This window comes from Limnohabitans planktonicus II-D5 (genome assembly GCF_001270065.2).
GTDB lineage: Bacteria > Pseudomonadota > Gammaproteobacteria > Burkholderiales > Burkholderiaceae_C > Limnohabitans_A > Limnohabitans_A planktonicus.
In genome coordinates this window covers 222,097-236,630 of record NZ_LFYT02000003.1, presented here as the reverse complement: position 1 = coordinate 236,630, position 14,534 = coordinate 222,097, and the positions used below count along the sequence as shown (strand labels likewise).

At 58.0% G+C, this 14,534-nt stretch carries 12 protein-coding genes and 1 tRNA gene; 4 read left to right on the top strand and 9 right to left on the bottom strand.

Annotated features, from left to right (window positions below):
• Positions 1-128: 128 nt before the first annotated feature.
• The 4 genes from H663_RS24180 to H663_RS24165 are packed head-to-tail and all read right to left on the bottom strand — an operon-like array spanning position 129 to position 5,694.
• Positions 129-1,733 carry an ABC transporter ATP-binding protein gene (locus H663_RS24180; RefSeq protein WP_053176337.1) on the bottom strand — a complete coding sequence of 535 codons (1,605 nt, stop codon included), beginning with the start codon at positions 1,731-1,733 and terminating at the stop codon, positions 129-131.
• Positions 1,730-2,785, bottom strand: a complete 1,056-nt coding sequence (locus tag H663_RS24175) for an ABC transporter permease (protein ID WP_053176339.1) — start codon at positions 2,783-2,785, stop codon at positions 1,730-1,732. Before H663_RS24175 ends, H663_RS24180 begins: the two co-directional genes overlap by 4 nt.
• Positions 2,782-3,819 carry a microcin C ABC transporter permease YejB gene (locus tag H663_RS24170; RefSeq protein WP_053176340.1) on the bottom strand — a complete coding sequence of 346 codons (1,038 nt, stop codon included), beginning with the start codon at positions 3,817-3,819 and terminating at the stop codon, positions 2,782-2,784. The genes H663_RS24175 and H663_RS24170 overlap by 4 nt, the downstream gene beginning before the upstream one ends.
• Positions 3,820-3,822: 3 nt before the next feature.
• Entirely contained in the window at positions 3,823-5,694 is a 1,872-nt protein-coding gene (locus H663_RS24165) for an extracellular solute-binding protein (RefSeq protein WP_053176343.1), read from the bottom strand.
• Between the two features lie 49 nt (positions 5,695-5,743).
• Between H663_RS24165 and fabI the strand changes: the two genes are divergently transcribed.
• Positions 5,744-6,559 (top strand): enoyl-ACP reductase FabI, encoded by an 816-nt coding sequence (fabI, locus tag H663_RS24160; protein WP_053176344.1) that lies wholly within the window; start codon positions 5,744-5,746, stop codon positions 6,557-6,559.
• A 72-nt stretch (positions 6,560-6,631) separates the two neighbouring features.
• On the opposite strand, the gene H663_RS24155 is transcribed toward fabI, so the two are convergent.
• Entirely contained in the window at positions 6,632-8,905 is a 2,274-nt protein-coding gene (locus tag H663_RS24155) for an arginine/lysine/ornithine decarboxylase (RefSeq protein WP_053176347.1), read from the bottom strand.
• Between the two features lie 190 nt (positions 8,906-9,095).
• Here H663_RS24155 and H663_RS24150 point away from each other — a divergent pair.
• Positions 9,096-9,186 (top strand) — tRNA-Ser (locus H663_RS24150).
• Between the two features lie 116 nt (positions 9,187-9,302).
• Here H663_RS24150 and H663_RS24145 read toward each other — a convergent pair.
• The 4 genes from H663_RS24145 to H663_RS24130 form a co-directional block, all read right to left on the bottom strand.
• Positions 9,303-10,469, bottom strand: coding sequence for a branched-chain amino acid ABC transporter substrate-binding protein (locus H663_RS24145; RefSeq protein WP_053176349.1), 1,167 nt, complete (start codon positions 10,467-10,469; stop codon positions 9,303-9,305).
• Between the two features lie 106 nt (positions 10,470-10,575).
• Positions 10,576-10,860 (bottom strand): hypothetical protein, encoded by a 285-nt coding sequence (locus H663_RS24140; RefSeq protein WP_053176351.1) that lies wholly within the window; start codon positions 10,858-10,860, stop codon positions 10,576-10,578.
• Positions 10,857-11,291, bottom strand: a complete 435-nt coding sequence (locus H663_RS24135) for a DNA polymerase III subunit chi (protein ID WP_053176353.1) — start codon at positions 11,289-11,291, stop codon at positions 10,857-10,859. Before H663_RS24135 ends, H663_RS24140 begins: the two co-directional genes overlap by 4 nt.
• An 11-nt stretch (positions 11,292-11,302) precedes the next feature.
• Positions 11,303-12,826, bottom strand: coding sequence for a leucyl aminopeptidase (locus H663_RS24130; protein ID WP_053176355.1), 1,524 nt, complete (start codon positions 12,824-12,826; stop codon positions 11,303-11,305).
• A gap of 167 nt (positions 12,827-12,993) precedes the next feature.
• Here H663_RS24130 and lptG point away from each other — a divergent pair, with 167 nt between their 5' ends.
• Together lptG and H663_RS24120 are read left to right on the top strand one after the other, a co-directional pair.
• On the top strand, positions 12,994-14,100 hold the full coding sequence (lptG, locus tag H663_RS24125) for an LPS export ABC transporter permease LptG (RefSeq protein ID WP_053176357.1): 1,107 nt from the start codon (positions 12,994-12,996) through the stop codon (positions 14,098-14,100).
• Positions 14,097-14,501, top strand: a complete 405-nt coding sequence (locus tag H663_RS24120) for a sirohydrochlorin chelatase (RefSeq protein WP_053176359.1) — start codon at positions 14,097-14,099, stop codon at positions 14,499-14,501. The genes lptG and H663_RS24120 overlap by 4 nt, the downstream gene beginning before the upstream one ends.
• Positions 14,502-14,534 lie beyond the last annotated feature (33 nt).

Sequence of the window (14,534 nt, the reverse complement as noted above, 5' to 3'; positions counted from 1 at the left end):
AAGACCCAAAAAAAACGGGCGGTGAAAACCCGCCCGTTTGGTCGTGAAGCTCGTATTCTAACTGAAAAACGTGCTAAGTGTGTGATTTTTAAGGAAAACAAGACACACAAAAATGGCCGTTATCCCCATTAATCCGGGAAGGCGTCGATCAACTGGCGGGTGTAAGCATGTTGCGGTTGGCCAAGCACTTGCATGGCGGGTCCGGACTCGACCACTTTGCCGCCTTGCAAAACCAGCACTTGATGCGCCATGGCTCGCAGCACGTCCACATCGTGGGTAATCATTAAATATGCAATACCCCTGCGCACTTGCAAGGACTTGAGCAATGTCAGGATTTGCTTTTGCACCGTGACGTCGAGCGCGCTGGTGGGCTCGTCGAGCACCAAGAGCGCAGGCTCGACCACCAAGGCCCTGGCCAATGCGATGCGTTGGCGTTGCCCACCTGAAAAAGCGTGCGGGTAACGGTTGAGCAATTGCGGAAAATCGTCACTCGACAAGCCCACTTCCGCCAAGGTGGCCAGGACGCGTTGCTCGATTTGCGCCGCTGTCAGTTGAGGCTGGTGAAGCTTCAAGCCTTCCGAGACGATTTCGCCCACGGTCATGCGCGGCGAGAGGCTGCCATAAGGGTCTTGAAACACCACCTGCACACGTTGACGCAAAGCTTTGTCTTGGCGTGGTTGGCCTTGCCAGCGGTCCCCGGCAAAAGTGACCTCACCTTCAAATGGCATCAACCCCAGCACCGCCTGAGCCAAGCTGGATTTGCCCGAACCGGATTCGCCCATGACGCCCAAGGTGGTGCCCGCCGAGATGCTGAAATCAGCGCCCTGCAGTGCGGTGAAGTGGTTTTTCTGAAACCAGCCGCGCCAGCCGGGCACTGTCATGGGATAGCGCACGCGCAGACCTCTGGCTTGCACCACCGATGCGGGCTTGGCCTGAGCGTCGGCTTCGTGCAAATCATCGCGACGAGGGCGACTGTCCAAGAGTTTTTGGGTGTAGGCATGCTGCGGGCTGGAAAACACGGCCCGCAACTCGCCTTGCTCGACCAGGTGGCCTTTTTCCATGACGGCCACGCGGTGTGCGAAATGCCGCACCAAGGCCAGGTCATGGGTGATGAGCAAGACGGCCATGCCCGTTTTTTCTTGTAGCGCAGACAAAAGCGCCAGCATTTGCAGACGCAAGCTGGCGTCCAGCGCGGTGGTGGGTTCGTCGGCCAGCAAGAGTTTGGGCTCGCAGGCCAAGGCCATGGCCATCATGGCCCGCTGGCGTTGACCGCCCGACAGTTGGTGCGGATAGGCCTGAAAGCGGCGCTCGGGTTCATCGATGCCGGTTTCGCCCAGCAAAGCCACGGCCCGCAAGTCCGCATCGCGCCTGATGTGTCCTTTTTTGAGTTGCAGGACTTCGGAGATTTGCTGGCCCACGGTCATCAGCGGGTTGAGGGCCGTCATCGGTTCTTGAAAGATCATGGCGATGTCATCGCCCCGGATGCGCTGCATTTCGGCCAGCGGCTGCTGCAGCAAATCCTGCCCTTGCCACAGCACCTGGCCGCTCAGCCGGGCCGATTCCATCAAGCGCAGCACAGACAGGGCCGTGACCGATTTGCCGGAGCCCGATTCACCCACCAAGGCCAGGCGCTCACCAGGCTGGATGCTCAGGTCGATGCCATGCACCACTTCGGTGTCGCCAAAGGCGACGCGCAGTTGCTTGAGCTGCAGCAAGGGCGTGGTGTTGTTCATGCATCCACCTTTCGGGGGTCAAGCGCGTCGCGCAAGGCATCGCCCATGAAGGTCAAGAGCAGCAAGGTCACCACCAGCACGCCAAAGGTGGACAGGGAAATCCACCAGGCGTCGATGTTGTTTTTGCCCTGCGCGAGCAATTCGCCCAGCGACGGCGTGCCGGGGGGCACGCCCAGGCCCAGAAAGTCCAGCGAGGTCAGCGCCAAAATGGCACCGCTCATGCGGAACGGCAAAAAGGTCACCACCGGCGTCATGCTGTTGGGCAGCACATGCCGCCAGATGATGGGCCAGTGCCCCAGGCCCAGCGCCCGGGCGGATTTGACGTAGTCGAGCTGGCGGTTGCGCAAAAATTCGGCACGCACATAGTCCGACAAGCCCATCCAGCCGAACAAGCTGAGCAAAACCAGCAACAGGCCGACGCTGGGCTCGAACACCGCCGAAAAAATGATGAGCAAATACAGCTCGGGCATGGCGCTCCAGATTTCGATGAAGCGCTGGAACACCAAATCGGTCTTGCCCACGAAAAAGCCTTGCACGGCCCCCGTCAGCACGCCCAGCACGACGCCAAACAGCGTCAAGGCCAAGGCAAACAGCACCGAGACCCGAAAGCCATAGAGCAAGCGCGCCAGCACGTCGCGCCCCCGGTCGTCGGTGCCCAGCAGGTTGCGTGCCGAAGGCGGTGCGGGATTGGGCAAGGGGGCAAAGTAATCGAGCGTGCCGTGGTGATAAGGGTTGGGCGCTCTCAAGGCCCAGTGGCCATCCCGCGCCAATTGCTGCTGGATGAAGGGGTCCAGGTAATCCGTGGGGGTTTCAAAATCGCCCCCGAACACGGTCTCGGGCAGTTGCTGCACAAACGGAAAGTACCAGTGCCCCTCGTAGCGGACCACCCAGGGTTTGTCGTTGGACAACAGTTCAGCGCCCAGGCTGAGCACAAACAGCGAGGCAAAGATGATCAGGCTGCCAAAGCCCAGGCGGTTGCGCTTGAAACGCAGCCAGGCCCTGCGCGAAGGGGACAACTGCGGCGAAGAAAGCGTTGAAGTGGATGCGGTCATTGGTCAAACTTGACGCGGGGATCGACCCACAAGTAGCACAGGTCACTGATGAGTTTGGTGACCAGGCCGATCAGGGTGAACAGATACAGGGTGCCCAGAACAACCGGGTAGTCCCTGCGGATCACCGATTCATAGCTGAGCAAGCCCAGGCCGTCGAGCGAGAACAAGGTTTCTATCAGCAGCGATCCTGTGAAAAAGGCCCCGATGAAGGCAGCCGGGAAACCGGTCACCAAGGGAATCAGGGCGTTGCGCATGACGTGGCGGTAGAGCACGCGGCGCTCACTGAGGCCTTTGGCTCGGGCGGTCAGCACGTATTGCTTGCGGATTTCTTCGAGAAAGGCATTTTTGGTCAGCATGGTGATGACCGCAAACGCGCCCAGCACACTGGCCAGCACAGGCAAGGCGATGTGCCAAAGATAGTCCACCACCTTGCTGCCCCAGCTGAGCTGCTCCCAATTGGAAGAGGTCAAGCCGCGCAAGGGAAACCACTGCAACTGCCCGCCAAACACCACCAGCAAAGCCACGCCCAGCACAAAGCCCGGAATGGCATAACCCACCAACACCAGCAAACTGGTGAGGGTGTCAAAGCGCGAGCCGGCGCGAACCGCCTTGGCAATGCCCAAAGGCACGGATATCAAGTAACTGAGAAAAAACGTCCACAAGCCCAAACTGATGGACACGGGCAGTTTTTCCTGAATCAGGCTCCAGACGTCCTTGGGGTAGAAGAAGCTCTTGCCCAGATCGAATTGGGCAAACTGTTTGAGCATCATCCAGAACCGCTCGACCGGTGGTTTGTCAAAGCCGTAGAGGGTTTTGATTTCGGCAATGCGGGCGGCGTCCACGCCTTGTCGACCGCGGTAACCGCTGCCCGCTGCCGCAGCGCCCTCCCCGCCTGTGTCGCGCCCCTGCAGCTGCGCCACCATTTGCTCCACCGGGCCACCGGGCACAAACTGGATCACCACGAAGGTCATCAAGAGCACCCCGAACAAGGTCGGGATCATCAGCAGCAAACGTTTGAAGATGTAGGCCAACATGGGTCAAGGGGCTTTCTGGGTGGCTGAAGATGGCGCTTTGGGCCGTGCCGCAGCCGGAGACCACCACACTGAAGTCACCAGTTTTTCAGGTTGGTAAAAACGCGGCAGCTCGGCCGGGCGCTCAAATGCTGCCGCACGCCAAGACACCCGGTGCACCGCACCGTACCAATGTGGCACCACGTAATGCCCATGGCGCAGCACCCGGTCAAGTGCACGCAGCCGAGTGACCAGTTCGGGTCGGGTGGTGGCGCTGACAGCTTGGTCGAGCAGCGCGTCCACGGCCGGGTCTTTGAGGCCCAAAATATTACCCGAACCTTCCACGTCGGCCGACTTGGCGCCAAAGCGCTCGAGCAATTCCGTGCCCGGTGCCTCGCTGCCCACGCTGCGGTTGCTCACGATGTCAAAGTCAAACACGTCCATGCGCTTTTGCAGCAGTGCAAAGTCGATCACTTTGTAACGCACCTGAATGCCCAGTTTTTCCAGGTTCTTGGCAAAGGGCGTGACCACGCGCCCCATGGAGCCTGAACTGTCGAGAAACTCGATGCTGAAGGCCTGGCCCTTGGCATTGCGCAAAGCGCCATCGCGGTAGGTCCATCCCGCGTCTTTCAGCAAATCCCGCGCTTGGCGCAAATGGTCACGCAGCGTGTGGCCCGATGCGGGGTCGAGCGCGGTTTGGGGCGGTTGGGGCACGGCTTGCTCAAACACGGCGGCAGGCAGTTGGGCACGCAAGGGCTGCAACAGTGCCAACTCATCCGGGCCGGGCAAGCCCTTGGCCTCGAAATCGCTGGCCACAAAAAAACCACGTACCCGGCTGTAGGCGTTGTAGAACAATTGCCGATTCAGCCATTCAAAATCCATGGCCAAGGCAATCGCTTGGCGCACCCGCACATCTTTGAACTGTTCGCGCCTCAGATTGAACTGAAAGCCCTGAAAGTCACCGGCATTGCCATGGGGCAGTTCGGCCTTGATCAATGCCCCGCGCTCAAACGCCCTGCCCGTGAAAGCCCGGGCCCATTCACGCGCTACAAAGGACTGCATGTAATCGAACTCGCCCGCTTTAAAGGCTTCGAGCTGGGCGGTGCTGTCCTTGTAAATTTTGTAGGTGATGCGGTCAAAGTTGAACTGGCCTTTGCGCACATTCAGGTCCTGGGCCCAATAAGCCGGGTCACGCACATAGGTGATGTCTTTGCCAAACTGCACCGGGCCGATGCGGTAGGGGCCGGAAGCGATGGGGATGTCCATGACCATTTGATCAAATGCCTTGTGCGTGTTGCCCTGCAAACCCCACTTGCGACTGAACACCGGCATGGAGCCCACGATCAAGGGCAATTCGCTGTTGGGCCGCACAAAATCAAAGCGTATGCTGCGCTCGGCCAACACCGTGGCGCTTTTGACTTCACCGAAATAAGTGCGGTACTGGGGCGCTGCCTGCTTGCTGGTCAGGCGTTCAAAGGTGTGGCGAACATCGACGGCCAACACCGGGTCACCATTGTGGAAACGCGCTTGTGGGTGAATTTGAAAAACCACCGACATGCGGTCGGTGGCCACCTGAATGTCGGAGGCCAGCAAGCCATAGGCCGTGTTCGGCTCGTCCATATTGCCCACCAGCAAGGTGTCGAACAACATGTTCAGCATGGACGGCGGCGCACTGCCTTTGAGCGTGAAGGGGTTGTACTTGTCGAAATGGGTCTGCCGCGTGGGCGGCACCAAAACGATCTCTCCGCCTTTGGGCGCATCAGGGCTGACATAAGCAAAATGGGCAAAACCTGCGGGGTAGCGGATGTCGCCAAACTGCGCATAGGCATGTGCAGCCCAGGCGGTGCCCGACATCCACAGCCCGAGGGCCAGCAAGCAGTTTTTCAAAAATCGGGCCATGGGTCTTCGCATGCGACAATTCTGCCCACATTTTCTTGGAGTTGAAGACATGAGTACAAAAACAGGATTTCTGGCGGGTAAAAAATTGCTGATCACCGGCGTTTTGTCCAACCGATCCATTGCCTATGGCATCGCCAAAGCCTGTCACGCACAAGGCGCAGAGCTGGCCTTCAGTTATGTGGGTGAACGTTTCAAGGACCGCATCACCGAATTTGCGGCTGACTTCGATTCCAAATTGATTTTTGACTGCGATGTAGGCAGCGACGAACAAATTGAAAAACTGTTCGCTGACTTGTCGGCCACCTGGCCCAAGCTGGACGGCTTTGTACATGCCATTGGTTATGCACCCCGCGAGGCGATTGCTGGCGACTTTCTGGACGGCTTGTCCCGCGAAGGCTTCAAGATCGCGCACGACATCAGCGCCTACAGCTTCCCCGCCATGGCCAAGGCTGCCCTGCCCTATTTGAACGACAAATCGGCTGTACTGACCCTGACTTATCTGGGTGCCATCCGCACCGTGCCCAACTACAACACCATGGGCTTGGCCAAGGCCAGTCTGGAAGCCTCGGTGCGTTACCTGGCCGAATCGCTGGGCAGCCAAAACCGTGGCCTACGCGCCAACGGCATCTCGGCCGGCCCCATCAAAACGCTGGCCGCCAGCGGCATCAAGGGTTTTGGCAAGATTTTGTCGGTGGTGGCCGAAGCCTCGCCCATTCGCCGCAATGTGACCATTGAGGACGTGGGCAATGTGGCCGCGTTCTTGATGAGCGATCTCGCTGCGGGCGTGACCGCCGAAATCACCTATGTGGACGGTGGTTTCAGCCAGGTGGTCGGTGGCATTGCGGAGCCTGCGGCTGCAGCTTGAAGTTACGCTGTGCAGAATAAAAAAAAAGCGGCCAAGGCCGCTTTTTTTATTCTGTCACCTGCCACACAGCGTTCAAGCCTTCACGCAATCGGCGTAGTAACGTTTCTTGCCGTCTTCATCCTTGATCTCCACCAAGCCGTGGATGTCAGTTTCAAAGCCGGGGCACTTCTCGTTGAATTCGCGCGCGAACTTGAGGTAGTCCACGATTTTCTTGTTGAAGACTTCACCCGGAATCAACAAAGGAATGCCCGGTGGGTAAGGCGTCACCAGGCCCACGGTGACGCGGCCTTCCAAGTGGTCGATCTCCACACGTTCGGTTTTACGTTGGGCAATGTGGGCGTACGCGTCTGAAGGTCGCATGGCCGGGGCCAGGTCCGACAAATACATGTCGGTGGTCAAGATGGCGATGTCGTACTTGGCATACATCTCGTGCACATGCTGGCACAGATCGCGCAGGCCCATGCGCTCGTAGCGTGGGTGCTTCTGACAGAACTCCGGCATGATTTTCCACATGGGCTGGTTCTTGGCGTATTCATCCTTGAACTGCTGCAAAGCGGTGAGCAGCGTGTTCCAGCGGCCCTTGGTGATGCCGATGGTGAACATGATGAAGAAGCTGTAGAGGCCGGTCTTTTCGACCACCACGCCATGCTCGGTGAGGAACTTGCTGACGATGGATGCGGGGATGCCGGTCTTGTCGAACTTGCCGTCCAGGTTCAGGCCCGGCGTCACGATGGTCGACTTGATGGGGTCGAGCATGTTGAAGCCATCGGCCAGCTGCTGGCCAAAGCCATGCCACTTGCTGGCCTTTTTGCGAGGGTCGTTGCGCAAGATCCAATCGTCGGCACGGCCAATGCCTTCTTCGGCAAACTTCTCGGGGCCCCACACCTTGAACCACCAGTCCTTGCCGTAATCCTCATCCACCTTGCGCATGGCGCGGCGGAAATCCAGGGCCTCGGCAATGCTTTCTTCCACCAGCGCAGTGCCACCGGGTGGCTCCATCATGGCAGCCGCCACATCGCAACTGGCGATGATGCTGTACTGCGGCGAGGTCGAGGTGTGCATCAAATAGGCCTCGTTGAACAGCGGCCTGTCGAGTTTGACGCTTTGCGCGTCTTGCACCAGCACGTGGCTGGCCTGGCTGATACCGGCCAGCAGCTTGTGGATGGATTGGGTGGCGTACACCATGGACTCTTTGGGGCGTGCGCGCTTTTTGCCCATGGCATGGTACGGGCCATAAAACGGATGAAAGGCGGCGTGCGGCAGCCAGGCTTCGTCAAAGTGCAGGTTTTCCACGTAACCATCGAGCATGCTCTTGATGGTTTCGGTGTTGTAGAGCACACCATCGTAGGTGGACTGTGTGAGTGTCATCACACGCGGCTTGACCTTCTTGGGGTCGATACCCTTGAGCAAGGGATTGGCCTTGATCTTGGTCATGATGGCGGCAGGCTCGAACTCGCTTTTGGGGATGGGGCCAATGATGCCGAAATGGTTGCGCGTGGGCTTCATGAACACGGGCACGGCACCCGTCATGATGATCGCGTGCAAGATGGACTTGTGGCAGTTGCGGTCCACCACCACCACGTCACCCGGAGCCACGGTGTGGTGCCAAACGATCTTGTTGGAGGTGCTGGTGCCGTTGGTCACAAAAAAGCAATGGTCGGCGTTGAAGATGCGAGCGGCATTGCGCTCGCTCTCGCCAATGGCGCCGTTGTGGTCGAGCAATTGGCCCAACTCTTCCACCGCATTGCACACGTCGGCGCGCAACATGTTTTCGCCATAAAACTGGTGGTACATCTGGCCCACGGGGCTTTTGAGGAAAGCCACGCCACCGGAGTGCCCTGGGCAATGCCACGAATAGGAGCCATCTTCGGCATAGTCGAGCAGCGCCTTGAAAAATGGTGGCTGCACGCCTTCCAGGTAGCTCTTGGCTTCACGAATGATGTGGCGCGCCACAAACTCAGGCGTGTCTTCAAACATGTGGATGAAGCCGTGCAACTCGCGCAGGATGTCGTTGGGCAAATGGCGCGAGGTTTTGGTCTCGCCATAGATGTAAATGGGCACGTCGGCATTCTTGCGGCGCACTTCATCAATGAAGGCCCGCAAGTTGATCACGGCCGGGTCCAAATCGGGTCCGGGTGAAAACTCTTCGTCGTCGATGGACAGGATGAACGCACTGGCGCGGCTTTGCTGCTGCGCAAACTGCGACAAGTCGCCGTAACTGGTCACGCCCAAGACCTCCAGCCCCTCGCTGACGATGGCGTCTGCCAAAGCGCGAATGCCCAGACCCGATGTGTTCTCGGAGCGGTAATCTTCGTCAATGATGACGATGGGGAAACGGAATTTCATGGGCAGAAGTGGGTAAAGGCCAAAAGAAAGACAAACAGGCGCGAAGTTTAAGGACAAAACTGCCCCGTAGTGCAGCTGTCATTGAGAATTCATGAAAAAACCACCGTGCAGCCATTGACTGACAAAGTTCATCGCTTGTGAATGCGAAGAGGGAAAAATGCGTGTTTACACTGCTACAATACAAGGCTTCGGAGCGGTGGATGAGTGGTTTAAGTCGCACGCCTGGAAAGCGTGTGTGGGTTAATAGCCCACCGCGGGTTCGAATCCCGCCTGCTCCGCCAAAAACCAAAAAAAGCCTGCACATGTGCAGGCTTTTTTTCGTCTGTATTGGCCTTGCATCCAAACCCCAGCCGGGCTGGGGTTTGAACAACGCCCCCCAATTTCGGGGGCGTTTGGATCAGCGAACCACAGCCAACTGAGTGCGCTCACCACCTTTGTAGGTGTACAAGGTCAAAGCGCCATTTTTGATGTCGCCTTTTTCGTCAAACGCGATGTCGCCCGTCACGCCTTTGTAGCTGATGGCTTTGAGGACTGGCAGGTACTTGGCAGGATCGGAAGAACCGGCAGTCACCATGGCGGTGGCCATGACTTTCACAGCGTCATACACGTAGGGTGCGTACACCTGCACGTCGGCATTGAATTTGGCTTTGAAGTCGGTACGGAATTTATCCATGCCAGCTTTTTGCTCGCCTTCCACACCACCTGCCTCAGCGCAGAAGACAGTCTCGTCTTTCATGGCGTCGCCAGCCAGTTTGGCCAGCTCGGCTGTGCAGATGCCGTCACCACCCATGAACTTGGCCTGAATGCCCAAGGATTTCATTTGGCGCAACATGGGGCCAGCCACAGCGTCCATGCCGCCGAAGAACACGACATCAGGCTTCTTGGCTTTCAGGGTGGTCAGGATGGCGTTGAAGTCAGAGGCTTTGTCGGTGGTGAACTCGTGGCCGACGATGGCACCGCCAGCAGCTGTGGCGGCTTTTTTGAATTCTTCAGCAACGCCTTGGCCGTAAGCGGTGCGGTCATCGATGACGGCGATGTTTTTGCCCTTGAGGGTTTCCACAGCGTATTTACCGAGGGTGCCGCCCAGGTGCACATCGTCAGCCACCACACGGAACGCGCCCGCATAACCTTGACGGGTGTACTTGGGGTTGGTGGCCGATGGCGAAATTTGGGGAATGCCTGCAGTGTTGTAGATCTGCGAAGCAGGAATGGTGGTGCCCGAGTTCAGGTGACCGATCACGCCATTGACTTTGGCGTCGACCAGCTTCTGGGCCGCAGCGGTGCCCTGCTTGGGGTCAGCTGCGTCGTCTTCCGCCAGCAATTCGAACTTGACAGCCTTGTCGCCGAATTTCAGGCCGGCGGCGTTGAGTTCTTCGATGGCCATGCGGGCACCGTTTTCATTGTCTTTACCCAGGTGGGCAATGGCACCGCTGACCGGTCCGACGTGACCGATTTTGACCACTACGCCGTCAGACGCAGCCTCTTTTTTGCCGCAAGCGGCCAAAACGACTGCAGCAACGGCCACAGCGACAAAAGTCAAAGAACGATTACCTGAAATTTTCATAGAAACTCCGAAGAAAAAATTGCTTCAATCAAGCAGCCTCTGAAGATACTGCAAAAACGAACACTGTGCCTCAGGGAAAACCAAAAGTCTGTGCGTTTTTTTACATTCACTGGGTGCGCGGATTTTCATATTTTTCAGAACGTTTTTCCCACAAGCCTTGAATGCTTTTGCGCACCAACTCGGTGGTCAAGCGGTCCAACTCAGGCCGCAATCCGTCCAGCAATTCATGGGACATGGCAAACAAGGCGGCTCGTTCGGCTTCGCGCACATCCAGCGCCACACGAACGGCTTCTGGAATGCTGGATGTCTCGAGCGCCAGTGTCAGAGTGGGAATGCCTGCCGCGTCCGGCATGCCGCCTGGCGCATCAGTTGAGGTCAATGGCAGGGTCATGGTGCAGAAACCTTGGACAAGTCATGTTGCAACAAATCATAGCCCTGCGCGGTGTAGTGCTTCCAGCGTTGGCGCGCGCACATTCGGCTGTGGTCGTCCATCGCGACAATTTCAATCAAGCGTTCAAAGCGCTCAAAACCCTCGGGGACTTCATCGCCCAAATTGAGCAGCACATCCAATACGCCCAAATCGGTGGTGTTGTGGCTGAGCAAGATGGCCGAGGCGTCCTGAATGTCAGCGGGATGGGCGGTGGTGCTGTGCGGCAAAAAATCAGTGGCTGAAAATGTCCACAACGCGGCATCGAGTTGACGCAAAGTCGCTGGTGCCCCGACAACGCCCACGCGCAGACTGCGCCCATGGGCTTTTCGCAAAAGCCGACAGGCGTATTGCAATCGCTCAGGGGCGTTGAAATGAAATTCGATGCGGGTCATGCACGTCACCGTCAAGTGCGCTCGGTGTTGGCTTTGCCCTTGGTTTTGGCAGCCACTTTCACGCGTGCTGGGGTCGCGGTGCTGGAAGCGGTCTGTGCCAACAGGTAGTTCAGCAGCAGGCCCACCGGCCGACCCGTGGCCCCTTTGGCCGCACCACTGCGCCACGCAGTGCCTGCGATGTCCAGATGTGCCCAAGGAAATTGCGTGGCGAAACGCTGCAGGAATTTGGCAGCCGTGATGGAGCCGCCAGCCCTGCCCCCCACGTTGGCCACATCGGCAAAACGGGTTTTCAGCCCCTCGGCATAGTCCTCGTCCAATGGCATGCGCCAACACACATCGCCCGAGTCTTCGCCTGCTTTTTGCAAGGCCAAAGCCAAGTCATCATCGCTGGAAAAAAGCCCCGAGCGGACAGCGCCCAAGGCAATCACACAGGCACCGGTCAAGGTGGCGATGTCGATCACCGCCTTGGGCTTGAAACGCTCGGCATATGTCAGTGCATCGCACAGGACCAAACGGCCTTCTGCATCGGTGTTGAGGATTTCAATGGTCTGCCCACTCATGCTGGTGACCACATCACCAGGCTTGACGGCCTGACCGCTGGGCATGTTCTCGGTGGCAGGAATCAACCCCACCACGTTGATGGCGGGCCGCAATTGGGCCAAGGCCTTGAACACACCCAAAACACTGGCAGCGCCACTCATGTCGTATTTCATCTCATCCATTTCAGCCGCTGGCTTGATGGAAATACCGCCCGTGTCAAAGGTGATGCCCTTGCCCACCAGCACAACTGGCGCTTGGCTTGTCGCTGCACCGCTGTAGCGCATGACGATGAATTTGAGCGGCTCGGCCGCACCTTGCGCCACAGCCAAAAAGGAACCCATGCCCAGTTTGGTGACTTCACGAATGCCCAAGCCCTCGCATTTGAAGCCTGGCCCCTTGGCAATGGCTTGGGCCGCCTGCGCCAGCAGGGTGGGCGTGGCGTGGTTGGCAGGCCGGTTGGCCCACTCTTTGGCCACTTCAATGCCCTGCACCAAGGCCTGTGCACGCACCACGGCACCACGGTGAGCGGCCTCCATTGTCTCCAAGGTGAAGACGACGTTTTTCAGGGTTCTGGGTTTGGGCTTGCTCAGCGTGCTGGCGTAGCTGTAGGAGGCATCGGCCAAGGCGCTGGCAGCCGATTCCAGTGCTTGCGCGCTCAAATCCACCAGCGCATGCACGCCCAGATTGGTGAGCTTGAGGGCCTTCAAGGCTCCCCAAGCTGCCGTCATGGCGGTGCGCATGTGCCGGGAGGTGCCGTCTTGCGTGCACACCACCACCACCTGACGCGCCTTCACACCTGCCAAGGCATACAAAGACAGGAGCGCGCCCGCCTTGAGTTCCAAATCACCACGCGCGATGGCCGAACGCACCACGGCGACAATCGGGTTGGACACGTCCACCGATTCAGGCAGCTGAGCGGGCCACAAGACAACCAGTGCATCGTGATCGTCGCGGATGATGCGTGAAAGTGCGCGTTTTTGGATTTCGAAGTTCATAATTGAGGGTTTCCTTCTCGCCGATGTTATTCCATTCTCCCCTTCGCAAAGCCTTGGCTCACGATTTCCAAGCTGTGCAGCCCCAGCTGCTGGCAGGCCATCTGAATTGCGACAACCTAAAAGCTTCTGCCCTTGAACTTTGCCACCACGCCCACTGAGGCCCGCACATGAAAACCGTACGGCGTTTGCTGCATGGCGAGATATTGCGGGCTGTGGCTTTTGTCGCGGCCAGTTTTCTGGCCTTGTTTGGCTTTTTTGACATGGTGGCTGAGCTGCAAGAGCTCAACCGCTACGAAGCCCAAGGCTATCGACTGCACCATGCCTTGCTGTTCATTGCCCTGAAAATTCCGGTTCACCTGTACGAGCTTTTGCCCATTTCGGTGTTGATCGGCACCATTTTGGTCATGGCCCGCTTGGCGCAAAGTTCGGAATTCACCATCTTGCGAACGGGCGGCCTGGACCCTATGCGTGCCTTGAGTTCCTTGATGAGCTTGGGCCTTATTTTTGTCGCCCTCACCTTTTTGATTGGCGACTATGCTGCGCCTTGGGCAGATCGGCAGGCCATCCAGCTCAAAGGGCAATTTCAGGGGCGACTGACCATCGGTCAAACCGGTGCTTGGCTCAAAGAAACTCAAGGGCAGCGACACTTTGCGGTCAATGTGCGCTTGTTCGATGGCCTTGAACACATGGAAAACATCCGCATTCACGAGTTCAACACACAAGGCAAATTGCTGAGCATCAGCACTGCGTCCAAAGCGCTGATCCAGCCTAAGGCCTGGTTGCTCTCGGATGTGGAGCGCCAAACGATTGCGCCCACCGCAGATGCCAAGCAGCTCAACTTCACAGTCGAACATGCCAAAGAACAGGTATGGCCCACCCAAATCAGCGCTGACATGGTGGCAGCCGCCTTGCTCAGCCCCGAGCGCATGCGTACCTGGGAACTGTTCAGGTACATGCGCCACCTGTCCCAGAACAAACAAAATGCCCAAGCCTATGAAATCGAGTTTTGGCGCAAGGTGTTTTACCCGCTCAGCTGCCTGGTGATGCTGGTCCTGGCCATGCCCTTTGCCTATTTGCACTTTCGCTCGGGGCAAATTGCGGGGCACGTCTTTCTGGGCGTGCTAGCCGGCATCAGCTTTACGCTGCTGAGCAACTTGTTTGGCTTTGTGGGTAACCTGCACAACTGGCAGCCCTGGCTGACCTCGGCGGCTCCGGCCTTGATTTACAGCGCTGTTTCTTTGGGCGCATTTTGGTGGATGGTTTTAAGACGATGAACAACAACCCGGCCCAAACGGGCGTGATTCTTTTTGCCCACGGTTCACGCGACCCCCTGTGGCGTTTGCCCATCGACGCCGTGGCCGACAACATGAAAGCCCGCTGGCCTGAGTTGGCAGTGGCATGCGCCTTTTTAGAGCTGACCGCGCCTGACCTGAACACGACCGTCGAGCAACTGATGTCGCAGGGTTTGTCGCACATCCGCATCGTGCCCATGTTTCTGGGGGTGGGACGTCATGCCCGTGAAGACCTGCCTGCATTGGTGCAAGACTTGCAACAAGCCTATCCGCAGATGCACTTCGAGCTGATGCCCGCCATTGGCGAACACCCAGCCATGACAGCCCTCATGGCCGACATCGCAGCAGGTCAAACCAGAAACGCTGAGAAAAAGCAGTCATAGACAGCTAAAGCATAATGATGCAATTCAATATAG

Coding starts and splice junctions, on each gene's coding strand:
- H663_RS24130 (WP_053176355.1), bottom strand. CDS start 12,826: ATGAACTTCGAAATCCAAAAACGCGCACTTTCACGCATCATCCGCGAC.
- H663_RS24145 (WP_053176349.1), bottom strand. CDS start 10,469: ATGAAAATTTCAGGTAATCGTTCTTTGACTTTTGTCGCTGTGGCCGTT.
- H663_RS24165 (WP_053176343.1), bottom strand. CDS start 5,694: ATGGCCCGATTTTTGAAAAACTGCTTGCTGGCCCTCGGGCTGTGGATG.
- H663_RS24175 (WP_053176339.1), bottom strand. CDS start 2,785: ATGACCGCATCCACTTCAACGCTTTCTTCGCCGCAGTTGTCCCCTTCG.
- H663_RS24140 (WP_053176351.1), bottom strand. CDS start 10,860: ATGACCCTGCCATTGACCTCAACTGATGCGCCAGGCGGCATGCCGGAC.
- H663_RS24170 (WP_053176340.1), bottom strand. CDS start 3,819: ATGTTGGCCTACATCTTCAAACGTTTGCTGCTGATGATCCCGACCTTG.
- fabI (WP_053176344.1), top strand. CDS start 5,744: ATGAGTACAAAAACAGGATTTCTGGCGGGTAAAAAATTGCTGATCACC.
- H663_RS24180 (WP_053176337.1), bottom strand. CDS start 1,733: ATGAACAACACCACGCCCTTGCTGCAGCTCAAGCAACTGCGCGTCGCC.
- H663_RS24135 (WP_053176353.1), bottom strand. CDS start 11,291: ATGACCCGCATCGAATTTCATTTCAACGCCCCTGAGCGATTGCAATAC.
- lptG (WP_053176357.1), top strand. CDS start 12,994: ATGAAAACCGTACGGCGTTTGCTGCATGGCGAGATATTGCGGGCTGTG.
- H663_RS24155 (WP_053176347.1), bottom strand. CDS start 8,905: ATGAAATTCCGTTTCCCCATCGTCATCATTGACGAAGATTACCGCTCC.
- H663_RS24120 (WP_053176359.1), top strand. CDS start 14,097: ATGAACAACAACCCGGCCCAAACGGGCGTGATTCTTTTTGCCCACGGT.